This is a genomic window from Pseudomonas sp. JL3 (assembly GCF_031570575.1).
GTDB classification, from domain to species: Bacteria; Pseudomonadota; Gammaproteobacteria; order Pseudomonadales; family Pseudomonadaceae; genus Aquipseudomonas; species Aquipseudomonas cucumis.
Genome location: NZ_JAKWJK010000004.1, coordinates 68,946 through 93,918 on the forward strand (window position 1 = coordinate 68,946; position 24,973 = coordinate 93,918).

Annotated in this window: 15 protein-coding genes and 2 pseudogenes; 6 read left to right on the plus strand and 11 right to left on the minus strand. The window is 59.6% G+C overall.

All coding sequences use genetic code 11. The annotated features are described in order from the left end of the window. Positions 1-20: 20 nt before the first annotated feature. Positions 21-668 carry a peptide-methionine (S)-S-oxide reductase MsrA gene (gene msrA, locus MMG91_RS09570; protein WP_305504195.1) on the plus strand — a complete coding sequence of 216 codons (648 nt, stop codon included), beginning with the start codon at positions 21-23 and terminating at the stop codon, positions 666-668. A 124-nt stretch (positions 669-792) separates the two neighbouring features. Here msrA and MMG91_RS09575 read toward each other — a convergent pair whose 3' ends face one another. The 7 genes from MMG91_RS09575 to putP form a co-directional block, all read right to left on the minus strand. Next, the gene (locus MMG91_RS09575; RefSeq protein WP_305447916.1) at positions 793-1,632 is read right to left on the minus strand and encodes a 23S rRNA (adenine(2030)-N(6))-methyltransferase RlmJ; all 840 of its coding nucleotides are present in this window, start codon (positions 1,630-1,632) and stop codon (positions 793-795) included. A 247-nt stretch (positions 1,633-1,879) separates the two neighbouring features. Beyond that, complete coding sequence (locus tag MMG91_RS09580) at positions 1,880-2,203, minus strand: hypothetical protein (RefSeq protein ID WP_310659443.1); 324 nt, start codon at positions 2,201-2,203, stop codon at positions 1,880-1,882. Positions 2,204-2,550: 347 nt separating this feature from the next. Then, positions 2,551-2,859: a contact-dependent growth inhibition system immunity protein gene (locus MMG91_RS09585; protein WP_310659444.1), complete on the minus strand. Its 309-nt coding sequence runs from the start codon at positions 2,857-2,859 to the stop codon at positions 2,551-2,553. Further along, complete coding sequence (locus MMG91_RS28925) at positions 2,856-7,520, minus strand: RHS repeat-associated core domain-containing protein (RefSeq protein ID WP_405046527.1); 4,665 nt, start codon at positions 7,518-7,520, stop codon at positions 2,856-2,858. The genes MMG91_RS09585 and MMG91_RS28925 overlap by 4 nt, the downstream gene beginning before the upstream one ends. Continuing rightward, positions 7,520-8,257 (minus strand): DUF4123 domain-containing protein, encoded by a 738-nt coding sequence (locus tag MMG91_RS09605; RefSeq protein ID WP_310659445.1) that lies wholly within the window; start codon positions 8,255-8,257, stop codon positions 7,520-7,522. Before MMG91_RS09605 ends, MMG91_RS28925 begins: the two co-directional genes overlap by 1 nt. Further along, positions 8,247-10,265 carry a type VI secretion system tip protein VgrG gene (locus MMG91_RS09610; protein WP_310659446.1) on the minus strand — a complete coding sequence of 673 codons (2,019 nt, stop codon included), beginning with the start codon at positions 10,263-10,265 and terminating at the stop codon, positions 8,247-8,249. The genes MMG91_RS09605 and MMG91_RS09610 overlap by 11 nt, the downstream gene beginning before the upstream one ends. 281 nt (positions 10,266-10,546) lie before the next feature. Further along, complete coding sequence (putP, locus tag MMG91_RS09615; RefSeq protein ID WP_310659447.1) at positions 10,547-12,031, minus strand: sodium/proline symporter PutP; 1,485 nt, start codon at positions 12,029-12,031, stop codon at positions 10,547-10,549. Between the two features lie 460 nt (positions 12,032-12,491). Here putP and putA point away from each other — a divergent pair, with 460 nt between their 5' ends. Beyond that, a complete protein-coding gene (gene putA, locus MMG91_RS09620; protein WP_310659448.1) occupies positions 12,492-16,445 on the plus strand; it encodes a trifunctional transcriptional regulator/proline dehydrogenase/L-glutamate gamma-semialdehyde dehydrogenase in 3,954 nt (1,317 codons plus the stop codon). 144 nt (positions 16,446-16,589) lie between these two features. Further along, entirely contained in the window at positions 16,590-18,392 is a 1,803-nt protein-coding gene (locus MMG91_RS09625) for an acyl-CoA dehydrogenase (RefSeq protein ID WP_310659449.1), read from the plus strand. A 119-nt stretch (positions 18,393-18,511) separates the two neighbouring features. Here MMG91_RS09625 and MMG91_RS28930 read toward each other — a convergent pair whose 3' ends face one another. The 4 genes and pseudogenes from MMG91_RS28930 to MMG91_RS09640 form a co-directional block, all read right to left on the minus strand. Next, positions 18,512-19,357, minus strand: coding sequence for a methyl-accepting chemotaxis protein (locus tag MMG91_RS28930; RefSeq protein ID WP_405046528.1), 846 nt, complete (start codon positions 19,355-19,357; stop codon positions 18,512-18,514). A 21-nt stretch (positions 19,358-19,378) separates the two neighbouring features. After that, positions 19,379-20,506 (minus strand): annotated as a pseudogene (locus tag MMG91_RS28935) (cache domain-containing protein); the annotation flags it as partial. A gap of 55 nt (positions 20,507-20,561) precedes the next feature. Beyond that, positions 20,562-20,864, minus strand: coding sequence for a cell division protein ZapA (locus MMG91_RS09635; protein ID WP_310659451.1), 303 nt, complete (start codon positions 20,862-20,864; stop codon positions 20,562-20,564). Further along, a complete protein-coding gene (locus MMG91_RS09640; protein WP_007903194.1) occupies positions 20,861-21,091 on the minus strand; it encodes a hypothetical protein in 231 nt (76 codons plus the stop codon). The genes MMG91_RS09635 and MMG91_RS09640 overlap by 4 nt, the downstream gene beginning before the upstream one ends. 290 nt (positions 21,092-21,381) lie before the next feature. Here MMG91_RS09640 and MMG91_RS28940 point away from each other — a divergent pair. The 3 genes and pseudogenes from MMG91_RS28940 to MMG91_RS09650 form a co-directional block, all read left to right on the plus strand. Then, positions 21,382-22,137: pseudogene (locus MMG91_RS28940) on the plus strand (MCP four helix bundle domain-containing protein); the annotation flags it as partial. Beyond that, on the plus strand, positions 22,129-22,992 hold the full coding sequence (locus MMG91_RS28945; RefSeq protein ID WP_405046529.1) for a methyl-accepting chemotaxis protein: 864 nt from the start codon (positions 22,129-22,131) through the stop codon (positions 22,990-22,992). The pseudogene MMG91_RS28940 and the gene MMG91_RS28945, both read left to right, overlap by 9 nt. 231 nt (positions 22,993-23,223) lie before the next feature. Then, positions 23,224-24,966 (plus strand): potassium/proton antiporter, encoded by a 1,743-nt coding sequence (locus tag MMG91_RS09650; RefSeq protein WP_201061419.1) that lies wholly within the window; start codon positions 23,224-23,226, stop codon positions 24,964-24,966. Positions 24,967-24,973: the final 7 nt, after the last annotated feature.

Below are 24,973 nucleotides of genomic sequence, written 5' to 3' on the forward strand. Positions count from 1 at the left end.
CCTGACTGAGAGGACTGATCATGGTTCTGCGCTCGGAAATCCTGGTGAACAAAAACGTGCTCCCGACTAAAGAACAAGCCCTGCCTGGCCGCGAAACCCCAATGACCGTGCCGGAAAAACACTTCGTCCACGACGCCCCGTTGCTGGGCCCGTTTGCGATGGACGTGGATTTCGCGATCTTCGGCCTGGGCTGCTTCTGGGGCGCGGAGCGCAAGTTCTGGCAGCGCGAAGGCGTGGTCAGTACGGCGGTGGGTTACGCCGGCGGCTTTACGCCGAACCCGACGTATGAAGAAGTCTGCTCGGGCCTGACCGGCCACAGCGAAGTGGTATTGGTGGTCTACGAGCCGGCAAAAGTCAGCTACGAAGAGCTGCTGAAAATGTTCTGGGAACTGCACAACCCGACCCAGGGCATGCGCCAGGGTAATGACATCGGCACCCAGTACCGCTCAGTAATCTATGCCACCAACCCGGCGCAACTGGCTGCGGCCAAGCACAGTAAAGAGGTGTTCCAGGCCGAACTGACCAAGGCTGGAAAAGGCACCATCACCACCGAAATCGAAGAAGCACCGACGTTCTACTTCGCCGAAGCCTATCACCAGCAGTACCTGGCCAAGAACCCTGAAGGGTATTGCGGGATTGGCGGTACGGGCGTGACTTGCCCGATCTGATTTTCGGACGTTGATCGTTCCCACGCTCTGCGTGGGAATGCCGCCCGGGACGCTCCGCGTTCCGCCTTTAGGTGACGCAGAGCGTCCCGGGCTGCATTCCACGCAAAGCGGGAACGATCACTGGTCAACTCTCGGCAATCAACCAATCCATCTGCCAGCCACCCTGGGTCTGCCCCAACTTCTTGGACAACCACGGCAACAACTCACGCAATTCCTCTTCAAGCCCCCACGGCGGATTGGCAATCGCCAACCCGGACCCGTTCAAACTGTTCGGCGTATCCAACGGATGCACCAGCAACTCCACCCGCAACAGCTTCGGCGCGCCCGTGCCGGCCAAGTCCTGATAGAACCGCCGCAACGCCCGCTGATCCTTCACGGGGTACCAGATCGCCGCCACCGTCTGGCGCATCCGGCCAATCGCTTCTTTCAACGACGCCGCACAACGCTGCATCTCATCGAGTTGCTCGAATGGTGGATCAATCAACATCACCGCACGCTTTTCCTGCACCGGCAACATCGCACGCGGCACATGCCAGCCCTCGCCCAAGTGCACCTTCACCCGACGATCACCGGCCATGTTGTCCTTGAGCAGCAAGCCATCTTCGGGGTGCTTCTCATTGAGCATCACCCGATCCTGCGGCCGCGTCAGACGCCGCGCCAACTCCGGCGACCCCGGGTAATAGCGCAACTGGCCATCCGGGTTCATGTCGTGCAGCACCTTCATGTAATCGGCGGTCAGCGCCGGCAAATCCGGCTGATCCCACAACCGCGCGATACCTTCCAGGTACTCACCGGTACGACTGGCCTGATCGCCCTGCAGGTCATACAGACCAATACCGGCGTGAGTGTCGAGATAGGCAAACGGCTGCTCCTTGCGCGACATCAAGGCGATGAGGCGGGTCAAAGTCAGGTGTTTGAACACATCGGCGTGATTGCCGGCATGGAAGGCGTGACGATAATTCATGATTGCTCCTGCGAAGGCCGGGAAGTTTACCTTGTACGGCGCAGAACGTCAGGGGTTCGCGGCTGAGCGGGCAATCCTGGTGCCGCCAACTCTACACGGTGATCGTTCCCACGCTCCGCGAGGGAATGCCTCAAGGGACGCTCCGTGTTCCAGCCACGCAATCGAATTCGCGCCTGACACCGATGTGACGCAGAGCGTCACGGGCTGCATTCCCACGCAGGAGCGTGGGAACGATCATTCTGCGGCGTTACTCCGAAGGCCGGGCCCGCAAACGCCGCCCAACCACATCCAGCACATCACACCCATCGCGCAATGGAATGGCACAGAGCAAGGCAAAGTCACTGAGAATGAAGGATTCGCACTCGACTGAGCCGCGCATCGACATGTTCTCAAGCACCTGAGTGACTGCACGAATTCGATAGTTGGCAGCGTCATACAAAACATCGAGCGGGGCGTGGGTGTCGACGAACAGGGTGGGCATGTCGGTGCAGTTGCCGGTCAATGCCATGAAGCGGTTTTCGGGATGAGGGATTATTTTTTCGTAGGGAGGATCGGGGTGAAGATTTTTCATTTTTTAGAGACCTTGGAGTATGTATTTGAAGCTACCAACGGCCTTTCCTACGGGCTTGGGTGGCAGCCGTGCGCGGGAGTAGGAAACTGAGATACTCCAACTCAGCCACGTCGAAACGTGTCCCGCGCACAGCCGCCGCGAACGATATTACGGACACGATTTAAGTGTCGCAATCAATCGACAGTACTGACGCACGTTGGAGTAAGGGTTCCTACACCCTGCCACTGCATTTGCAGCGACAACCAAAGACTATCCATGGATCTCACTTCGCACCAGTTCATGGAAACCGATACGTTTTGAAGGAAACTTCCGACGACCTTGCCCAGAAATTTCACTGCCATTTGTCATCAAGGATGATCAAGTCGACTAGCCAATCTGTCAGCGATATGGCGTAACCAAAACTCACCTGACTCCCATGCAATCCAATAGCAGTAATAACAGCTCAGCTCTTTCAATAAATATTCCCGCAACACAAGCTCGTCTTTCTGCTGATCAAGCAGCACATTGAGCTCTTGCCGGACCACCATTAGATCCCCAGGATCGGAGTCAGCTAAAAAAGCATCAATCACTTGCTCAGCCGTATCATGTTCGACTGTCCAATCTTGATGAAAGTACGCTCCAAAAAAATCGTGTAGCTCGGGGAACTCTCTGCTCATATCTCTGGAAATCCTGTTAGCAAAAAATAACCCTCAGGCCGCCGGGCATCCTTAATTAATACCAACAACACCTTCGATGCTGACAGATATTCGGTACGTCCGTTCGGTAAGCTGACGCCTACTGGGTAGGGAAACTCATGAGTAATTGTCGTCTTCCCTTTTGTCCCATTAAGGAATTTTTCGATCTTTGTTTTATTTGCATCTAATGCTCTCGCAGAAGCTGACTCAGCAGTAGCTCGATCAGGAAATGTTGATGCTGCAGGAATAGTTGGTTCCGCTTCTAACCTTTGAGCTAACTGCATATTTGTTCTACCTACGTGCTTCGCGATGAGATGCCCACCTTGAGCTTCATGCGCCGCCAAGCCTCCACCAGGAACAATTTCGCTATACGGCCCATCGGCATCTATATCGCCGGGGCACGGGTTGCAAGCCAACCCCAACGGATCAACCCAACCCGTTGGATTCGGGGTGTACTGATACTGATTCAGCCCACCCGCCAACTTGATCGGATCCGGTGTCAGATACCGACCAATCTCCGGATCATAGTACCGATGCCGGTTGTAGTGCAGACCGCTCTCGGCGTCGAAGTATTGGCCCTGAAACCGTAACGGTTGTTCCAGTTGCTCGCCCCCGCCGAACGCCAGGTGCGTGACTTTTCCGTAGGCGTTGTACTTCGCCGACCAGACGATCTCACCACCAAAATCGGTCAGCTCCAGCGGTGTACCCAGGTGGTCGAGCTGGTAGTAGAAGGGACAAGCCTTACGTGGGCCTTTGCCGTCGAGCATGGCCAGCGGGCGGAAGCTACCGGGCTCATAGACGTAGCTGCGGTAGTGCTCGCGGCTGCTTTCGGCGACGAGGTTGTCGCCCTGCCAGAAGAACTCGGTGGTTTTGCCGTCGATGGTTTTGGCGATGCGGCGGCCGAAGGCGTCGTAGCGGTAGCTTGAGCAACGACCGTCCGGCGTGGTGACGCCGACCAGCCGATGCTGGCAGTCGTAGCGGTATTCGGTGACGAGTTTCTGCCCGGTGCCGCGGCGTTCGCGGATCAGGTTGCCGAAGGCGTCGTAGTCGTAATGACGGTCGCCCTGCATCAGCAGACGATTGCCTTTGATGGTCGCCGGACCAGGGCGGTCCTGCATCAGCAGGTTGCTGGCCGGGTCATGGGCGAAGGTTTCCGGCGGGTCGTCGCGGGTGTGGCGCACGCGGGTCAGGCGGTTGAGTGCGTCGTAGTAATAGCTGCACTGGCCGTGCCGGCTGTCGGCGATGGTCGCCAGGTTGCCGTTGACGGCGTAGCTGTAGTGGCGCAAGTACAGCGGTTTGGTTGATTGGTTGATCGCGTGGGCCTGCAGCCGGCCCTGTTCGTCATAGTGATAATGGCTGGTGAGCTGACCTTGCTGGCGTTGCCGTTCGCGCCCGAAGACGAATTGGTGACTGGTAAGCCGCGTGCCGTTGAGGTCGATGGCCGTCAGCGCACCGCCCTTGGCGTGGTGGTAGTCGAGTTTGCTGCCGTCCGGCAGGCGCAGGCGGTTGAGCTGGCCGCAGGCGTCGTAGCCATAGCGCAAGGTGCCCCAGCCCTGGTGCTCGGTGATCAGGCGGTCCTGCTGGTCGTACTCGAACTCCAGCGGGCGATCGTGGCCATCGTCGACGCCGGTCAGTCGGCCCAGCGAGTCGTAGCGGTATTCGACCTTAACCCCGTCGGGCAAGGTCTTGACCAACAACCGTCCGGCCGAATCTCGTTGATAGCCCGTAACCAGCTGCGAGTCGTCATCACCGAACTCGGTTTTCTCCAGCAGATGACCGTTGAGGTCGTAGGCGTAGGCGGTGCGGCGGCCGTCGAAACCGGTTTCCTGTCGGATCAAGCCGTTAGGCGTGTAATCCAGCTGATATTTTTCGCCGGATTCGTTTTCGATTTCTGTGAGCAGCAGCTGCGCGTTGTCGTAGCGGTACTGGAGCTGGGTGCCGTCGGGATTGATCCGGCGGCTGACCAGGTGCAGGCCGTCGGCGTATTCGTAGCGGGTGACGCGGCCCAGCTCGTCGCGTTCGGCGGTGATCTTGCCATAGGCGTTGTAGCTGAAAGTGCGGCTGGCACCCGTGGGTAAAGTCGTCTGGATCAGTCGGCCGACGGCATCCCATTGGTACTGGGTGACGGCACCGTGTTCGTCCTGACGGGTAATCTGCCGCCCCAACGCGTCGTAGGAAAAGCGCCGCTGCCCACCGTCGGGCAAGGTCTCTTCGAGCAACTGCCCCAAGGCATTCCAGACGAACACGTGACGACTGGTGTCCGGGTAGCGGATCGACAGTAAGCGCCCCTGAGCGTCGTAGTGATAATGAGTGACCTGGCCATCGGGATCGGTGGCTTCGGTGATGTCCCCCTGCGCATTGCGCTGATACTTCCACACCGCTTTGCCGCGATAGCGCGCATGCAGGAAACCGTTGCGATACTCGTAGGCCGTTGGCTCGTCTTCCGGCGGAATCAGCGCCACCAACCGTCCGACTTCGTCGTAGCGGTATTCGGTGACGGCGCCGAGCGGATCCTGCTCGGCAATCAGCCGGCCCTGATCGTCGTAGGCCTTGAGCTGTTCGCCACCATTCAGCTCGACCTTGCGCACCAGCCGCGCCCGGTCATCGTGGACGTAAACCTCTTCGCTGCCGTCGATGTTCTGGACGGTGACGCTGCCCTGATCGTCCCAGACATAACGCGTGTCCATCTGCGTAAACGACGCCCAGTGCCGGATACATCTGGCCGCCTTGCCGGACCTTTCCCATTCCCAGAAGAAACTTGCCCCACCGGCCAATTGCCGCTGCCGGATCACGTGTTGGTCGTCGTAGTCGTAGCGTTCGCTCTCGCCGGCGGCGTTGCTCGCCTCGATCAGTTGAGCGCATTCGTCGTAGCGGTAGCTGACCAGCGTTTGCTCGGTGTGCCAGGCCTCGTCGAGGGTCTGCGCCGGGACAAACACCTGATAGTCGACGGCGATCAGATGAGCGCGGTCATAACGCAACAGCAAGGCGCGGCCCGCGCCGTTGTCGAGGCGTTGAATGCGCTCCTGGCGGTCGCGGGTGATGCGCAAACGGTTGTCGTACGCATCGCTGATCGCCGTCAGCCGACCGTTATGAAAGTGATAAAAACGCGTGTCGTCGCCGGCCTGGGCAAGGATCAGTTCCTCGGGGTCATCACCGAGATAAATCGCCGCCCGCGACAGGCTGTTGTGGATCGCCGGGCGTTCGCTGCTCGGCAGCGGGAAAGTGGTGCGGCGGTTTTCGTGGTCGATCCAGATGACCTGGTCGCCGTCGATTTCCAGCCGATGGGCGAGCGAATGACTCCAGCCAAAACCGAGGCCGACATCGATCTCGGCGGCGCTGGTGCGGTAGAGCCGGGTGAAGTCGAACGGCAGGAGGCCGTCCAGGGAACCGTCGGCCAGGGTCAGCAGTTCTTCGCCAGTGACCATCGACACCGGGCAGCCGTTTTTGCAGGTAGACGGCACGCACGTGGCGCTGTCGCCGTTGGGGTTTTTCGCCTGATCCGGGGAGTCGTCGTGGTGCTCGTCTTTTTTCAGTGTGGTGTTGCGTTTGGCGTCCCAGCGCAGTTGCATCCGGCCTTTTTTCAGACCCGCGGCAACACCGCGTGCGGCGACCGCCTTGTACTGGTCGACGTACTTCATGAAGGTGCTGAGGATATTGAACGTCGTCTCGACGAAGCGCATCGCGAGACTGGCCAACCCCATCCCGTATTTGAGCCCGCGAGCCATTAAATAGGCTTTGGCGGCGGGTATGCCGACACCTGTGAAAGCCAGTACCGAAGCAATCAGAATATCAATCAGCACCGAGACGATGACTTGGCTGGCCGCCTCTGCCGCGTTGCCGGCGATCTCGCTGGGCGGGAGCATTTCCAGCCAGAGACTGGCAGTACGCAACAGTAAACACAGCGCCGCTTCGTCACTGGCCAGCAGTTGGACTTTTGCCATGACCTGCGGCGCTGTTTCCGCGAGCCTGACCAACTCATCAGCGCCGCTGCCCAAACGCTCAATGAACTTGCGGGGATCCTGAAGAATGTCCGACAGCAGGCTGAGGCTGTCCCAAACGCCCATGACCGCCGCCCAACTTCCCGCGAGCATGCCGTTACCGGCAGCCGCAAAAGTCGATTGCGACCACTGCGGCTTGAACCCCTCCCACTCACTGCGTAACCAGTCTTCCAGGTCGCTGGAGAGGCCTTTGTAGGAATCAAAAAGTTCGTTGATCTTCGAGGGCGCAGCTTCACCCAGGACATGAACGCGATAAAACTTTCCCGGTGTGCCTTCGAACTGCCCTTTACCGTTTTCATTGAGCAAGACCGGTGTACTTTCACCGCCATCAACGGCAATCACATCGACCGAAATATTCCCCAACGGGATGTCATAAACCGATTCGAACTTGCTCTCGATCTGCAGTATTCCGCTCGCAGGACACCGCGCTAAACCCGAGAAAAAATCATCGTCACGACTACCCACCGCTGTAGTCGTAGTGCCAAGTTTTATCAGCCGCTCCATGTCCAACAGCGAAGGCATGTCCATCGTCCGGCTGACCCTGTCCGCATTCCTGCTCAAGAAGTTGCCAAGCTGTTGGCGATACAAAACCAGTGTGTCTTTGAAACCGTCGAGCTCCTGCTCGATCCGTACGATCTGATCCATCAGTCCAGCTCCGTCATCAGGTAATCCACCAACGCTGATTTCGGCGCTTGAGGCAGGTCGGGTGTCTCAAGAAAACTCGCGACTTTGTGCCGCAACACACTTTCGGAGAACGCCTCATAAAGATCAGGACGGTCCTCGCTCAACCACTTCAGCAGGTTGTTGATATGCGTTGTCGCGGACTCGGTGGCGAGGTGGTTGAGCAGCGATTCAGATACTTCCCACCAGGGGAAAACCCCGACGCTCTTCAGCGCGCTGCCACCGATATCCAGCAGTTGGCCATTGATCAGGCAGCGCCCGATCACCGGCATCAGTTGCGCAGCGTTAACCTCGGCAGACTGCAGAATCGGCAGCACATAGCGCCCATCCCAATAGCGGAAAAACACCGCGTTGCCGTTGGGCATCAGAACTTGTGTGAGGCTGCGCAAATGCTCGACCAACGCCTCTTGAGTGGCGCAAGACACCGCCAGCCAACCCCAATCACGGGACTCAGTGGCGGCGACCCAATCCAAAAACTCACTGCCAGCAGCGACGGTTCCGACATAGGGCATCACCGCTTCCCACTCGGCGTAAGCGGTATCAGCCCAAATCGGGCTCGGCGCTTGGGCCGTGATCGAGCGTTGCCAGGCTTTGAACGGTTCAGCGGCACTGGCACTGCTGAAAATCGCGAACAGTTGCTCCGATGGTCGTAGCGGCTGGCGCTCCAGCCAGGCGTGAGGTGACAAGGCATCAGGCGGCACAAACACCGTCCTTGCAGCGCTCGCATTCTTCACAGAACGGCGCGTCGCTTTGCAGGCTGAGTATTTGTGCGGCACTGAGCAGCGCCGCCGGGGCGGCGGCGAGTTTCAACGGAACATCCGGCAGGCTCGGCGCAGCGGCCATGGCCGCCATCGGCGCACCACCGACCTGGATCGGCACGCTGCTGAAAATCCCGCCGGGGCCGATATTGATCCACTGCCCGCCCGCCTGAATGGTCGCGCTGGCGCCGCCGTCGATGACCACTTGCTGGCCAGCGCTGACGTGGAATTGTTGACTGGCATTGAGGGCCTGACTGGTCACGCGAATGTGCCGGTCGCCGACCACTACCAAGTGATCGTCCAGCCGCACTTCGGTCTGGCGCTGACCGTGGGTGATGCGTTTTTCGTCAGCCTTCAGTTCATGGCGGGCGGTGCCGGTGACGATGATGCTGCGCTGGTTATCGACCTGCACCTGCTGATCGTTCAGTACATGCTGAGTCCAGTTTCGCTGGGCGCGCAGGTAGATTTCCTCAGCGCCTTTGCGATCCTCGATGCGCATTTCGTTGTAACCGCCGCCACCGGGACTGCTTTGGCTGCGGAAAATGCTGCGGGTCTTGTCCGCCGGCAGATCGAGTGGCACCGGGGTCGCCGCGTTGGGCAGGCAGCCCATGACCAGCGGTTTATCCGCATCGGCGTCGACGAATCCCACCAGCACTTCCATGCCGACGCGCGGAATCATCACGCTGCCGTAGCGGTCATGCGCCCAGCCAGTGGCGACACGCAGCCAGCAACTGGAATGCTCGTTGAGCTGACCGTCACGGTCCCAAGCGAGTTGAACCTTGACCCGACCATACTCGTCGCAATGGATTTCGCTATCAGTCGGGCCGGTGACCACGGCGGGCTGATAGCCAAGCATGCGCGGCTTTTCTGGCCCCAGCGGCGGGCGAAAGGAAACGTCCCACGGCGTCGCCAGAAAGGTATTGCGATAGCCCTGGAAATCATCCGGGCTCTCGCTGGTGGCCGACTCTTCCAGCACCTGCGGCTGCCGGCCACGGTGCTCGATTTCGGTGATCAGCCACAAGTCATTCCAGGCCTGACGCGGGTGTTCGGCCAGGTGTAGGAAATGCCCACTGACCAAAGCTGATTCGTCGCCGCGACCTTCGGCCTGACGGTAATCCGTGCCGTGTCGCTCCAGCGCTCGTTGAACCAATTGCTTTCCGTGTTCGCGATCGGTGAATTGGCCGGGGAAGTGATAGTCCTCCAGCACCGGTCGCTGCTCGCTGTCGAGGCGGCTTTCGAGTTGCAAACGGGGTTTATGGAAGTCGTAGTCCCGGCGGGTGACCGCTGTGGTCCGGGTTTCCAGCCGCACGCTGAAACGCTTGATCGCCGGCGCATCTGCCGCCATGCCACTGCCTGGCAGGTACAGCGTCGGCTCGGGCAGGCGGGGGAAAACCGTCTGGTCATCACCGAACACCAACAGGTGCCCGTCGGGGCTGTGCTGGAAGTGGTAGTGAATGCCGACCTCGGCACACAACCGCTGGATGAACGCCAGATCGCTTTCGGCGTATTGCACGCAATACTCGCGCTCGGGGTAGTCGCTGCCGAGCCGGAACTCGAAGGCATCGCGCTGGATGCCGTGGTCTTTGAGGATTTGCGTGACGATCGCCGGCACGCTTTTATGCTGGAAGATTCGCTGATTGATGCGCCGAGCGAGGTATGCCAGGCGCGGCACGAGACTGATTTGGTAGCCCGTCAGACGTTGGCCGGAATCGCTCTGGCCGACGCGAAAAATCTGACCGTGAATACCGGAACCTTGTGCATCGAAACTCAGAAACGCCTGGCGATGCAGCAGGCTTTCGAGGTCAATGTCGGGCCGTTCGCTGACCAGTTCCAGGTCAAAGCGGTAGGGTTGGCTGATGGCTTCCTTGCCCGTGAACTCAAGTACCTTGAGCTCATTCTGGACGCCGTCGAGGGTCAACGTGAAACGCGGTTGATTGGCAGGCGCGAACATCCGATGTGTCTCTGCAGAATGAAGGCGGGCGATTCTGCATGAGCGACAAGGGGTGTTGACGGAGGGACAAGGAAATCAGATTTACCCTACTTTTTTAGGGAATTTTCCTTCATGAATCGGGTTGTTTGGCTACAGACATTCCCTGCAGAAGTAGTGTGTTGCCCGCGAAGACGGCAGCACTGACACCAAACCTTTCCCCCAAAACAAAAAACGGCCCGCCTCCAAAGAGAAGCGGACCGTTTTCATATTCAGCAAAAGATCAGAGCATCAGCTCATCCCCATCACTGGTTCAGGCGGAAATCCTTCTCGGCCGCGGCAAAGCGCTGAAGCATGCCGGCGGTCGGTGCACCCATTTTGCTGACGAAGTAGATCGCCAGGCTGGCGAAGATGAAACCAGGGATGATTTCGTACAGACCCAGCAGCTCGAAGTGTTTCCAGACGATCACGGTGATCGCGCCGACCAGGATGCCGGCCAGTGCGCCGTTGCGGGTCATGTCTTTCCAGATCACGGAGATCAGGACGACTGGACCGAACGCAGCACCGAAACCAGCCCAGGCGTAGCTGACCAGACCCAGCACACGGTTTTCCGGATTAGCCGCCAGAGCGATGGCGATCAGGGCAACCAGCAACACCATGGCGCGGCCGACCCAGACCAGTTCAACCTGGGAAGCGGTTTTACGCAGGAAGGTTTTGTAGAAGTCTTCGGTCAGGGCGCTCGAGCACACCAGCAACTGGCAGCTCAGGGTGCTCATGACGGCAGCCAGAATGGCCGACAGCAGGACACCGGCAACCCAAGGGTTGAAGAGGATTTTGGCCAGTTCGATGAACACGCGCTCTGGGTTTTCGGTCACAGGACCAGCCAGTTCAGGGTGCGCCGAGAAGTACGCGATACCAAAGAAACCTACAGCGACGGTGCCGCCCAGGCACAGGATCATCCAGGCCATGGAGATGCGACGTGCTTTAGTGATCGACTTGACCGAATCCGCGGCCATGAAGCGCGCCAGGATGTGCGGCTGGCCAAAGTAGCCCAGGCCCCAGCCCATCAGCGAGATGATGCCAATGAAGGTGGTGTTTTTCAGCATGTCGAAGTTGCTTGGATCTTGCGCTTCGATGGCCAGGAACGTGGTGTCGACGCCGCCGGTCGCCAGCAGCACGATGATTGGCGTCAGCAGCAGAGCGAAGATCATCAGCGTAGCTTGTACGGTGTCAGTCCAGCTCACTGCCAGGAAACCACCGACGAAGGTGTAGGCAATCGTCGCCGCAGCACCGGCCCACAGCGCCGTCTCGTAGGACATGCCGAAGGTGCTTTCGAACAGACGGGCGCCGGCCACGATGCCGGAAGCGCAGTAGATGGTGAAGAACACCAGGATCACGACCGCGGAGATAATCCGCAGCAGGCCGCTTTTGTCTTCAAAACGGCTGGAGAAGTAATCCGGCAGGGTCAGTGCATCGCCGTTGTGCTCGGTCTGCACACGCAGACGGCCGGCGACGAACAGCCAGTTCAGGTAAGCACCGATGATCAGGCCGATGGCGATCCAGCTTTCGGAAAGACCGGACATGTAGATAGCGCCTGGCAGGCCCATCAACAACCAGCCGCTCATGTCGGAAGCACCAGCGGAGAGTGCAGTCACGACGCTGCCCAGGCTACGACCGCCCAGAATGTAGTCAGAAAGGTTGTTGGTGGAGCGATAGGCCATGAAGCCGATCAGCACCATTGCTGCGATGTAGATCACGAACGTGATCAGGGTTGGATTGCTTACGCTCATTGAGTTACGCCCTGGCATTGTTTTTATGTAGCGGCGGCTGGTGAACCGATCGCAAACGACGACGTTTGACAGACGATTCCGGATCCCGCGCATTTATGACTGATGTTTCCCCAGGAAAGCCATCAGCCGGCACACCGATCTTTGGACCGGTTGCACCTTGGCCGCGAATGCTATTCAACAAAGCAAATAAGGTGCAACCAGTTTCGTGCGAATAAGTTGCACCTAGTCGGATTTTCCTGAAAAGGGTCGGTTTTTGCTCCTTTTTAGGGCGTTTTTCGGGTTGCACTAGAAGTAAAAGCACCAAGCAGGCGCGGGAGGGATGTACCAGAATCAGTTTCCTGACGAGCTGCTTATTATTCCGACAAAAAAAGGGTTGCACCCGGTTGCACCTCGACTGACGCACAGCTAATCTTGCCGCCAGCTGATGCCACGCGGTCGTGGCAAACATGAGGATAAAAATATGGCTACCACCACTCTTGGGGTCAAACTTGACGACCCGACCCGCGAACGCCTCAAGGCCGCCGCGACCTCGATTGATCGCACGCCGCACTGGCTGATCAAGCAGGCAATTTTCAATTACCTGGAAAAACTCGAGGGTGGTGCAACCCTGTCCGAGCTGAACGGTTTGAACGGCAAGGAGGCTGACGAAGCGGGCGAGATCCACGTCGATCACGCGCATCAGTGCTTCCTGGAATTCGCTGAAAGCATCCTGCCGCAATCGGTGCTGCGCGCGTCTATCACTGCCGCCTACCGTCGCCCGGAACCTGAAGTGGTGCCGATGCTGATCGAGCAGGCGCGCCTGCCGGCACCGATGGCCGAAGCCACCAACAAGCTCGCCGCCTCGATTGCCGAGAAACTGCGCAATCAGAAAAGCGCCGGCGGCCGTGCCGGGATTGTTCAGGGACTGTTGCAGGAATTTTCCCTGTCGTCCCAGGAAGGCGTAGCGCTGATGTGCCTGGCTGAAGCGCTGCTGCGCATCCCGGACAAAGGCACCCGTGACGCCCTGATCCGCGACAAAATCAGCACCGGCAACTGGCAGCCGCACTTGGGCAACAGCCCGTCGCTGTTCGTCAACGCCGCCACCTGGGGCTTGCTGCTGACCGGCAAACTGGTCGCCACCCACAACGAAGCTGGCCTGACTTCCTCCCTGAGCCGCATCATCGGCAAGAGCGGCGAGCCGATGATCCGCAAGGGCGTCGACATGGCCATGCGCCTGATGGGCGAGCAGTTCGTTACTGGCGAAACCATCGCCGAAGCCTTGGCCAACGCCAGCAAGTTCGAAGCCAAGGGCTTCCGCTATTCCTACGACATGCTAGGTGAAGCCGCACTCACCGAGCATGACGCCCAGAAATACCTGGCCTCGTACGAACAAGCCATCCACTCGATCGGCAAAGCGTCCCACGGTCGCGGGATTTATGAAGGCCCGGGCATTTCGATCAAGCTGTCCGCCTTGCATCCGCGTTACAGCCGCGCCCAGTACGAGCGCGTGATGGAAGAGCTGTACCCGCGCCTGCTGTCGCTGACTCTGTTGGCCAAGCAATACGACATCGGCCTGAACATCGACGCCGAAGAAGCCGACCGCCTCGAACTGTCGCTGGATCTGCTGGAGCGTCTGTGCTTTGAGCCGCAACTGACCGGCTGGAACGGCATCGGTTTCGTGATCCAGGCGTACCAGAAGCGTTGCCCATACGTGATCGACTACGTGATCGACCTGGCTCGCCGCAGCCGTCATCGCCTGATGATTCGTCTGGTGAAAGGCGCGTACTGGGACAGCGAAATCAAGCGCGCCCAGGTCGAAGGTCTGGAAGGCTATCCGGTGTACACCCGCAAGGTGTACACCGACGTTTCATACATCGCGTGTGCACGCAAACTGCTGTCGGTGCCGGAAGTCATTTATCCGCAGTTCGCCACGCACAACGCCCATACCTTGTCGGCCATCTACCACATCGCCGGTCAGAACTATTACCCCGGTCAGTACGAGTTCCAGTGCCTGCACGGCATGGGTGAACCGTTGTACGAACAGGTTGTAGGCAAAGTTTCCGAAGGCAAGCTGAACCGCCCGTGCCGCGTGTATGCACCGGTTGGCACGCACGAAACACTGCTGGCGTACCTGGTGCGTCGTCTGCTGGAAAACGGCGCGAACACCTCGTTCGTCAACCGTATCGCCGACCAGTCTATTTCGATTCAGGAGCTGGTGGCCGATCCGGTGGCCAGCATCGAGCAGATGGCTACGCTGGAAGGCGGCTTCGGCCTGCCGCACCCGCGTATCCCGCTGCCGCGTGATCTTTATGGTACCGAGCGCGCCAACTCCAGCGGCATCGACATGGCCAACGAACATCGTCTGGCTTCCCTTTCATGCGCCCTGCTGGCCACCGCTCACAACAACTGGAAAGCGGCGCCGATGCTCGGTTGCGCGTCCAGCACCGAGCCCCCTGCACCAGTCCTCAACCCGTCCGATCTGCGTGATGTGGTTGGCCATGTGCAGGAAGCCACCGTCGAAGACGTCGACAATGCGATCCAGTGCGCCCTGAACGCCGCACCGATCTGGCAGGCCACCCCGCCGGCCGAACGCGCTGCGATCCTGGAACGTGCCGCCGATTTGATGGAAGGCGAAATCCAGCCATTGATGGGCCTGTTGGCTCGCGAAGCCGGCAAGACCTTCGCCAACGCTATCGCCGAAGTACGTGAAGCCGTGGATTTCCTGCGTTATTACGCGGTGCAGGCTCGCAACGATTTCACCAACGATGCCCACCGCCCGTTGGGCCCGGTGGTCTGCATCAGCCCGTGGAACTTCCCGCTGGCCATCTTCAGTGGTCAGGTCGCTGCTGCCTTGGCCGCCGGTAACCCGGTACTGGCCAAACCTGCGGAACAAACCCCGCTGGTGGCTGCTCAAGCCGTGCGTCTGCTGCTCGAAGCCGGGATTCCGGAAGGCGTGCTGCAACTGCTGCCGGGCCGTGGCGAAACCGTCGGCGCCCGTCTGGTCGGCGATGATCGCGTCAAAGGCGTGATGTTCACCGGCTCCACCGAAGTCGCACGTTTGCTGCAACGCAACGTCGCCGGCCGCCTGGATGCACAGGGTCGTCCGATTCCACTGATCGCTGAAACTGGCGGTCAGAACGCGATGATCGTCGACTCCTCGGCGCTGACCGAACAGGTGGTGATCGACGTGGTGTCGTCGGCCTTCGACAGTGCTGGCCAGCGTTGCTCGGCGCTGCGGGTACTGTGCCTGCAGGAAGATTCCGCCGACCGTGTCATCGAAATGCTCAAGGGCGCCATGGCTGAATGCCGTCTCGGTAATCCAGAGCGCCTGTCCGTGGACATCGGCCCGGTGATCGACGCCGAAGCCAAGGCGGGCATCGAGAAGCACATCCAGGCCATGCGCGACAAAGGTCGCAACGTGTATCAGGTGGCCATCGCCAACAGCGAAGAAGTCAAACGCGGCACCTTCGTGATGCCGACCCTGATCGAACTGGAAAGCTTCGACGAACTGCAACGGGAGATCTTCGGCCCGGTGCTGCACGTGGTTCGCTACAAGCGCAAAGAGATCGATCAACTGATCGGCCAGATCAATGCTTCCGGCTACGGCCTGACCCTGGGCGTACACACCCGCATCGACGAGACCATCGCCAAGGTGATCGACAACGTCAACGCCGGTAACGTTTATGTGAACCGCAACATCGTCGGTGCCGTGGTCGGCGTGCAACCGTTCGGCGGTGAAGGCCTGTCGGGTACTGGCCCGAAAGCCGGTGGTCCGCTGTACCTGTACCGCCTGCTGTCGACACGTCCTACCGATGCGATCGAACAATCCTTCGCCCGCGGCGACGCTCTCGCTGCACCGGACGTCCGTCTGCGTGATGCCATGAGCAAACCGCTGACTGCGCTGAAAGCTTGGGCCGACAGCAACAAGTTCGCAGACTTGAGCACCCTGTGCGTACAGTTCGCGGCGCAATCGCAAAGCGGGATCACCCGTGTTCTGGCGGGCCCGACTGGCGAGCGCAACAGCTACGCCATCCTGCCGCGCGAACACGTGCTGTGCCTGGCGGAAGTCGAAGGCGATTTGCTGACCCAACTGGCTGCGGTATTGGCCGTAGGCGGCTCGGCGGTATGGCCGGACGCTGAACCGGGCAAGGCACTGTTCGCACGCCTGCCGAAAGAAATCCAGGCGCGGATCAAGCGGGTGGCCGACTGGACCAAGGACGAGGTGGTAATTGATGCGGTTCTGCATCATGGCCATTCCGACCAGTTGCGTGCGGTCTGCCAGCAAGTGGCCAAGCGTGCCGGCGCGATCGTCGGGGTTCATGGTTTGTCGCAGGGCGAAACCAACATTGCGTTGGAGCGCCTGGTGATCGAGCGTGCGTTGAGCGTGAACACCGCTGCGGCGGGTGGTAATGCCAGTTTGATGACGATCGGCTAAACCGCGATAAGACCGGGCACCTGCAATGGGTGTCCGGTTTTTTGAAGCAAAATCTTTTGCTTCTCCATCACCAAGATCAATCATCCTGTTCAGTCTCTATTCCCACGCCTAGACTCGGCCCATCCCAAATAAAGGTAGGCCGCCATGTCCGAGACGTTGCTCAGTTCCCGCAATCTGGCTTTCGAGCTGTATGAAGTCCTTGATGCCGAAGGCCTGACGCAGCGTGAGCGGTTCGCCGAGCACAACCGCGAGACCTTCGATGCGGCTATCTGTACCGCCCGCAGCATCGCCGAGAAGTTCTTCGCCCCGCACAACCGCAAGGGCGACGAGAACGAACCGCGCTATGAAGACGGTCAGGCGATTCTGATTCCGGAAGTGAAACCGGCGGTGGATGCCTTCCTTGAAGCCGGTTTCCTCAACGCCGCGCGCAGTTTCGATGCCGGCGGCATGCAACTTCCTACGCTGCTGTCGCAAGCTTGCTTTGCGCACTTTCAGTCGGCCAACGCGGCGTCGACCTCTTACCCATTCCTGACCATGGGCGCGGCGAACCTGATTGAAAGCTTCGGCACTGATGAGCAGAAGCAGCGCTTCCTGCAACCGATGATCGACGGCCGTTTCTTCGGCACCATGGCCTTGACCGAACCCCACGCGGGCTCGTCGCTGTCGGATATTCGTACCCGCGCCGAGCCTGCGTCCGACGGCACGTATCGACTCAAGGGCAACAAGATCTTCATCTCTGGTGGCGATCACCCGCTGTCGGAAAACATCGTGCACATGGTGCTGGCCAAACTGCCCGACGCACCGGCCGGGGTGAAAGGCATTTCGCTGTTTATCGTGCCCAAGTTTTTGGTCAACGATGACGGCAGTCTCGGCAAGCGCAACGACGTATTGCTGGCCGGGCTGTTCCATAAGATGGGCTGGCGCGGTACTACGTCCACCGCGCTGAACTTCGGTGATAACGGCGAGTGTGTCGGCTATCTGGTGGGCAAGCCGCACCACGGTTTGAGCTACATGTTCCAGATGATGAACGAGGCACGAATTGGCGTCGGCATGGGCGCGGTGATGCTGGGTTACGCCGGGTACCTGTACTCCCTGGAATACGCCCGCGAGCGTCCGCAAGGTCGAGTGCCGGATAGCAAGGATCCGACCACCGCACCGGTGGCGATCATTCAGCACGCCGACGTTAAACGCATGTTGCTGACCCAAAAATCCTACGTCGAAGGCGCGTTTGACCTTGGGTTGTACGCGGCACGACTGTTCGACGACACCACGACTCTGGAAACCGAAACCGAACGCAAACAAGCCCATGAGCTGCTGGATTTACTGACGCCGATCGTCAAATCCTGGCCGTCGGAGTTTTGCCTCAAGGCCAACGAACTGGCGATCCAGATTCTCGGCGGCCACGGTTACACCCGTGAGTACCCGGTGGAGCAGTACTACCGCGACAACCGCCTGAACCCGATCCATGAAGGGACTCACGGCATTCAGTCGCTTGACTTGCTGGGACGCAAGCTGGCGCAGAACGGGGGGGCGGGGCTCAAGCAATTGATCCGCCTGATTGCCGATACCACCGAGCGGGCGCAGGCCTATGAATCGCTGACGCCGCTGCGTGAACCGCTGGAGAAACTGGTGGCACGCCTGCACGCCGTGACTATTGGCCTGCTGACCGATTTGGCCCAAGGCAAGGTGAATAGCAGCCTGGCGAACTCGGCGCTGTACCTGAAAGTGTTCGGGCACACGGTGATTGGTTGGCGCTGGCTGGAACAGGCGATTCGCGCCGAGGAAGGGTTGGCCAAAGGCAACGCGGCGGACGTGAGCTTCTATAGAGGCAAGCTGCAGGCGGCGCGGTATTTTCTGACCTGGGAAGTGCCGGGTTGCCACCATGAGCTGGCGATTCTTGAGGCGCGGGATGATGTGTGTCTGACGATGCGGGATGAGTGGTTCTAACCCCCTCACACTGATCGTTCCCACGCGCAGCAAAGGAATGCCTCAGGGGACGCTCCGCGTTCCAATGGGACGCGGAGCGTCCCGGGCTGCATTCCTTTGCTGCGCGTGGGAACGATCGGTTAGGTGAGTTTGAAACTACCCATCTGCCGTGCCAGATCATCCGCCAAGCGCTGCAACGTCTGACAGTCTTCACGGCAAGCCCTGACTTCCCCCGCCGTGGCCCGCGCCAAATCAGAAATCCCCTGCACGTTACGGTTGATCTCTTCCGTCACCGCCGACTGCTCTTCCGTCGCCGTCGCGACCTGATGGTTCATATCGCTGATGCGCTCGACCTGCCCGGTAATCGCCGTCAACGACGCCCCGGTGCGCTGACTCGACTCAACACCCGTGCCGGTCGCCGCTTGCCCGGCGTACATGGATGACACCGCATTCTCCGCGCCCTGCTTGAGGCTGCCGATCATCTGCCGGATCTCGTCGGTGGACGACTGAGTCCGCCGCGCCAATGTCCGCACTTCATCCGCCACCACCGCAAACCCGCGCCCCATATCCCCGGCCCGCGCCGCTTCGATAGCGGCATTGAGTGCCAGCAAATTGGTCTGTTCGGAAATCCCGCGAATCACCGCCAACACCTGATCGATAGACGCCACCTGATGAGCCAACTCGCCCACCGCGCCGGCAGCAATACCAATCTCCTCGGACATGCTTTCGATATGCCGGATCGATCCGCCCACCACCTCCCGCGCCTGCAGCGCTTCATCTCGCGCAGTTTGCGAAGCGACGGCCGCGTTGCCGGCGTTCTGCGCGATTTCCTGCACGGTCAGGCCCATCTCGTGGACAGCGGTGGCGACCATGTCGGTCATTTCCTGCTGACGACCCGAGCGTGCCGCCGTGTTGTCCACCACCCGTGCCACTTGGCCGACGGCCGTACGCAAGCGCTCACTGGTGGCCAGGACTTCGCCAATCATGTCGCGCTGACTTTCCAGGAAGCGATTGAAGCCCCGAGCGAGGTCACCCAGCTCATCGGCGCGACTGGAATCTAACCTGTGGGTCAAATCTCCACCACCGCTACCGATGGCTACTAGCGCCGCTGTTACCTGACGAATCGGTCGCACCAATCCACGGGCCAGCAACACCACCAGCAACAGGCACACCAACGCCACCGCCAGGCCGATGCCGCTGCTCATCCACATCGCCCGGCGGGCTTCGGCGTAGATCTGCGACTGCGGCACTTCGGCCACCAAGGTCCAACCCAGATCACGCAGCGGCAGGCTCAACGCCAGAAAATCTTCTCCATCGCGGACAAAACTGCTGGTGGCGAACGCGGTGGAGGTAGAGAGCTGCCCCATGATCGCTTGCGCTGCCGGGGCGCCGATCTGTTCGATCAGCGTGCGTTTGCCGCTGAACTGCGTCTCGGGGTGAATCTGGATCAAACCGTCGGAGCGCACGAGATAGACCTTGCCGCGCTCACCGAAGTTGAAATTGTGGATCAACTCCGACAGCTCTTTCATGCTCAGGCCCAGCCCGGCGACGCCCACGACTTTGCCGGCCTGCTCGACCTTTAGGTCGATGAACAGCGCCAACTCACCGGTGGCAGTGTCATTGTCGATATTGAGGGTGCGCGGCTGGTTGCTGTCGAGGAACGAATAGAACCAGGCGTCGTTGGGATTGGAACGGCTGAGCGTGCGATCCAGGCCCTTTTCCGTGAAGTAATGGTTTGAAGCGGCACCGATGATCAGCGCGGTAAAGGCTTTGTGCTCGGCGCGAATGCCTTCCAGGTAACTGACGAAGCCAGCGGTCTGGACACTGCTTTCACCCCCGGCCAACCAGTCGCGAACCATGCTGTTACTGGCGATGTCCTTGGCGGCGGTGAGGGGTTGAACGAGGATTCGTTCGATGTCGTTGCGCATCGCTTCGATGCTCGACGGTAGCGCTTGTTCGACCAGATAGCGCTGGGCGAGGCGGTTGACCACGAGGGTATAAACGCCAACCACGATCAGAATACTGACCAGCAGGGCGGTGCCCATGCTCAGGATCAACTGCCATTGAATACTGCGTCGCCAGAACTGCATGGAGCACCCCCAAAGAATAAGAGGCTGAAACACTGCAACAGCCATGCCGATTGTATACAACTCAATCAACAATCTATTCTTTGGTTGTGCGCAAAGCTGATCAGGCCTGATTGATTGTCTTGGCGATCACTTCAACCGTGGCGCTGACTTGCTCTTGGTAACGGTCAAGTTCTTGCTGGTGACGCTTTTGCATTTCGATCTGCTGCGAGCACAGATTCATCGCCGCCAGCACCAGCAAGCGGTCACCGATCAGCGTCGGGTATCTCTTTTTGGTCTCGGCCAGAGCGGCCTTCAACATTAATGCGGCGTCCAGCAGGGTCTGCTCTTCCCCGGCCGGCGCCTTGATCGAATAGTCCTCCCCCAGAATCGAGACGACTTTTACCCCTGCGGCGCCGTAACTCATGCGCTGACAGGGCCGGCGCTGACGCGCTCAACCAAGGCCTGAATGCGTGCCGCGGTGGCGCCTTGTTTCTCTTCCTGTTCCATCAGGCTCAGTTGCAGGCTTTCGTTTTCATCCTTGACCTGGGCCAGTTCCGCACTCAGGGATTGATTGGTGCCGAGCAGGGTCTGGTTCTGCTGCACCAGGTCGCTGACCAGTTGTTCCAATTGGCTTAGGGATGCTTCCAACATTTTGATTTTCCGGGCATTTTCAAAGGGCGCGTACGATAAAGAAAAGTCACCACAGATGCCAGGGTTATGCAGGCGCAAGGCCTTGATTTTCCTGGCGGGCGACCTTCCTCGCGAGCTTTAAAGACTGTGATTGGCGGATCTGGTTCCTGCACTTCGTCGCCGCAGCCCTTGTGCGACAAAAGCGCGCAACACCTCAAGACTTTAGTCGTATGACCGATAAGTCATGCATACAGCAGTCTCAGCCCCGCACGGATGCGCTTTTTTCGGTGAACACCATGTCCTTACGAAATATGAATATCGCACCGCGGGCGTTCCTCGGTTTTGCCTTGATTGGCAGTCTGATGCTGGTTCTGGGGGTGTTCGCGCTGAACCAGATGAGCAAGATTCGTGGCGCCGCCGAGGAAATTACTTCGAACAGCGTACCGAGCATCAAAAGCCTCGACGAGTTCACTCAGCTGACCCTGCGCCTGCGCGTCCTGTCTTACCGTCTGTTGGTAAACCGCGAGCCGGATGTCCAGCAGAAAACCATGGACCTGTTGGAAACCCGTAACCAACAGATCCGAGCGGCTCAAGCCGTCTACGAAAAACTGATCGCCAGCCCGCAGGAACGTGCGGCCTATGATCAGTATGTACAGCTGCTGGGGCAGTATCGCCAGATCGAAGACAGGATGAAGAGCCTGTCGCGCAACAATCAGGTCGACGAACTGCGCACGCTGCTCAATACCGATTTGCTGAACAACTCTGAAGCGATCAACGTCGTGCTGAACCGTTTGCTGGAGATCAACACTCAGCAGACCCTCGACACCAATCAGCAAGCCGTCGACCAATACTCCTCGGCCTTCAACCTGACGGTGACCCTGTTGGTCATCGCCACCGGCCTGACCCTGCTGTTCGCCTGGCTACTGACTAACAGCATCACCAAGCCCATCGCCAACGCACTGAGCGCCGCCGAAGAAATCGCCGAAGGCAACCTGACGCGCCCGATCACCGTCGACGGCGAAGATGAAGCCGGTCGTTTGCTGGCCGCGATGGCGAAGATGCAGGAAAAACTGCGCGACACCCTGCAACGGATTTCCGGTTCGGCCACGCAACTGGCGTCCGCCGCGGAAGAGCTCAACAGCGTCACTGACGAAAGCGCCCGTGGCCTGACTCAGCAGAACAACGAAATCGAGCAGGCCGCCACCGCCGTCAACGAAATGACCAGCGCCGTGGAAGAAGTGGCCCGCAACGCCGTGAGCACCTCCGAGGCTTCGAAAAACGCCACCACTTCGGCGGGTGACGGTCGTGACCTGGTGCAGGAAACCGTGAGTGCCATCGAGCGCATGAGCGCCGACGTACAAAGCACCGCCAACCTGATCGGCGATCTGGCCAACGAGTCGCGCGACATCGGCAAAGTACTGGACGTGATTCGCGGCCTGGCTGACCAGACCAACCTGTTGGCGTTGAACGCTGCCATCGAAGCAGCCCGTGCCGGTGAAGCCGGTCGTGGTTTCGCGGTGGTCGCCGACGAGGTGCGTGCCCTGGCCCATCGCACCCAGCAGTCGACCAGCGAAATCGAACGCATGATCGGCAGCATCCAGAGCGGCACTGAACACGCGGTGGATTCGATGCGTAACAGCACCGAGCGCGCCGAGTCGACCTTGAACATCGCTCGTGGTGCAGGCATGTCGCTGGACACTATTAATAGCGCCATCGTCGAAATCAACGAACGCAACCTGGTGATCGCCAGCGCGGCCGAAGAACAGGCACAAGTGGCCCGTGAAGTGGACCGCAACCTGGTGAACATTCGTGACCTGTCGGTGCAATCGGCCACCGGCGCCAACCAGACGAGCGCGGCCAGCAACGAGCTGTCGCGCCTGGCGCTGGACCTGAACAACATGGTTGGGCGGTTTAGCCTGTAACCTGGGACTGATCGTTCCCATGCTCTGCGTGGGAACGCCTCTAAGGACGCTCCGCGTCCGCTCTTGGGACGCAGAGCGTCCCGGGCTGCATTCCCACGCGGAGCGTGGGAACGATCAGTCGACTCACGTTAAAAGCTTTTTGACAGCATCACATTTCAACAGGTTAGAATCGCTGGCACGCAGACTGCATGGTCAGTTTGTGCCCGCCTTTAGCTTTCTGGAGTACTGCCTTTGAATGCGACGACCATCAACAGCCTGTTCTTGATCGGCGCGTTGCTGGTAGGTGCGAGCATTCTGGTGAGCTCACTTTCATCGCGCCTCGGTATCCCGATTCTGGTGATCATCCTCGCGGTGGGCATGGCGGCCGGTGTCGACGGCGCCGGCATTATTTTCGATAACTATCCAACGGCTTATCTGGTCGGCAACCTCGCCCTGGCAGTGATCCTGCTCGACGGCGGCTTGCGCACCCGGGTGGCGAGTTTTCGCGTGGCGTTATGGCCAGCATTGTCGCTGGCCACGGTGGGTGTGTTGATCACCACCGGGCTGACAGGAATGGCGGCGGCGTGGTTGTTCGACCTTAATCTGATGCAAGGCCTGCTGATCGGCGCCATCGTCGGCTCCACCGACGCCGCGGCCGTGTTTTCGCTGCTGGGCGGCAAGGGCCTGAACGAACGGGTGAGCGCGAGCCTGGAGATCGAATCCGGCAGCAACGACCCGATGGCGGTGTTCCTCACCGTGACCCTGATCGACATGCTCGCCAGCGGCGAGACCGGCCTGCACTGGAATCTGCTCCTGCATTTGATGCGCGAGTTCGGCATTGGTGGCGTGATCGGCCTCGGCGGTGGTTGGCTCATGCTGCAACTGGTCAACCGTATCCACTTGGCCACCGGCCTTTATCCGATTCTGGTGATTGCGGGCGGCCTGGTCGTGTTTGCTCTGACCAACGCCCTGCACGGCAGCGGCTTTTTGGCGGTGTACCTGTGCGGCCTGGTGATCGGCAACCGTCCGGTCCGCAGTCGCCACGGCATTTTGCACATGCTCGACGGCATGGCCTGGTTGGCCCAGATCGGCATGTTCCTGGTGCTGGGGCTGTTGGTCACGCCCCATGACCTGCTGCCGATTGCTTTGCCGGCGCTGGGCCTGGCGCTGTGGATGATTCTGTTTGCCCGTCCGCTCTCAGTGCTGGTCGGCTTGTTGCCCTTCAAGGCATTCCATGGTCGCGAAAAGGCATTCATTTCCTGGGTGGGCCTGCGCGGTGCCGTACCGATCATTCTCGCGGTGTTCCCGCTGATGGCGGGGCTGCCCAATGCGCAGCTGTATTTCAATCTGGCGTTCTTCATTGTGCTGGTGTCGCTGCTGGTGCAAGGCACGAGCCTGCCCTGGGTTGCCAAGCTTTTGAAAGTGACCGTCCCGCCTGAGCCTTTGCCCATCTCCCGATCGGCGCTGGAAGTGCATGTCACCAGCGAGTGGGAGCTGTTCGTGTATCGCCTCGGTGCCGAGAAATGGTGCATTGGATCCCCTCTTCGCGAGCTGAAAATGCCCGAAGGTACTCGTATCGCGGCCCTGTTTCGTGGTCAACAATTGCTCCATCCGTCGGGTAGTACGGTGCTCGAAGTCGATGATTTGCTCTGCGTGATCGGCCATGAACACAACCTTCCGGCCCTCGGAAAACTCTTCAGCCAGGCTCCGCAACGAGGTCTGGATTTGCGCTTCTTCGGCGACTTCGTACTCGAAGGAGACGCCCAGCTGGGCGCGGTTGCTGCCCTGTACGGGTTGAAAGTCGAAGGCATCGATCCAAACATGTCCCTGGGCCACTTCATTGCCCAGAAAGTGGGCGGTGCGCCGGTAGTCGGTGACCAGGTGGAATGGAACAACACCCTTTGGACTGTGGCTGTCATGGAAGGGAACAAGATTGGTAAGGTAGGCGTCAGATTCCCCGAAGGAAGTCGCCCGGGTCCCGGCTTGTTCCTCTAAACTCCAC

Bases quoted from the DNA above. Each gene is read 5' to 3' on its own strand.
- putA (WP_310659448.1), top strand. From the start codon at position 12,492: ATGGCTACCACCACTCTTGGGGTCAAACTTGACGACCCGACCCGCGAA.
- MMG91_RS28945 (WP_405046529.1), top strand. From the start codon at position 22,129: ATGCAGGAAAAACTGCGCGACACCCTGCAACGGATTTCCGGTTCGGCC.
- MMG91_RS09585 (WP_310659444.1), bottom strand. From the start codon at position 2,859: ATGAGCAGAGAGTTCCCCGAGCTACACGATTTTTTTGGAGCGTACTTT.
- MMG91_RS09610 (WP_310659446.1), bottom strand. From the start codon at position 10,265: ATGTTCGCGCCTGCCAATCAACCGCGTTTCACGTTGACCCTCGACGGC.
- putP (WP_310659447.1), bottom strand. From the start codon at position 12,031: ATGAGCGTAAGCAATCCAACCCTGATCACGTTCGTGATCTACATCGCA.
- msrA (WP_305504195.1), top strand. From the start codon at position 21: ATGGTTCTGCGCTCGGAAATCCTGGTGAACAAAAACGTGCTCCCGACT.
- MMG91_RS09575 (WP_305447916.1), bottom strand. From the start codon at position 1,632: ATGAATTATCGTCACGCCTTCCATGCCGGCAATCACGCCGATGTGTTC.
- MMG91_RS28925 (WP_405046527.1), bottom strand. From the start codon at position 7,520: ATGGATCAGATCGTACGGATCGAGCAGGAGCTCGACGGTTTCAAAGAC.
- MMG91_RS09640 (WP_007903194.1), bottom strand. From the start codon at position 21,091: ATGTTGGAAGCATCCCTAAGCCAATTGGAACAACTGGTCAGCGACCTG.
- MMG91_RS09580 (WP_310659443.1), bottom strand. From the start codon at position 2,203: ATGAAAAATCTTCACCCCGATCCTCCCTACGAAAAAATAATCCCTCAT.
- MMG91_RS09625 (WP_310659449.1), top strand. From the start codon at position 16,590: ATGTCCGAGACGTTGCTCAGTTCCCGCAATCTGGCTTTCGAGCTGTAT.
- MMG91_RS09635 (WP_310659451.1), bottom strand. From the start codon at position 20,864: ATGAGTTACGGCGCCGCAGGGGTAAAAGTCGTCTCGATTCTGGGGGAG.
- MMG91_RS28930 (WP_405046528.1), bottom strand. From the start codon at position 19,357: ATGATTGGCGAAGTCCTGGCCACCAGTGAGCGCTTGCGTACGGCCGTC.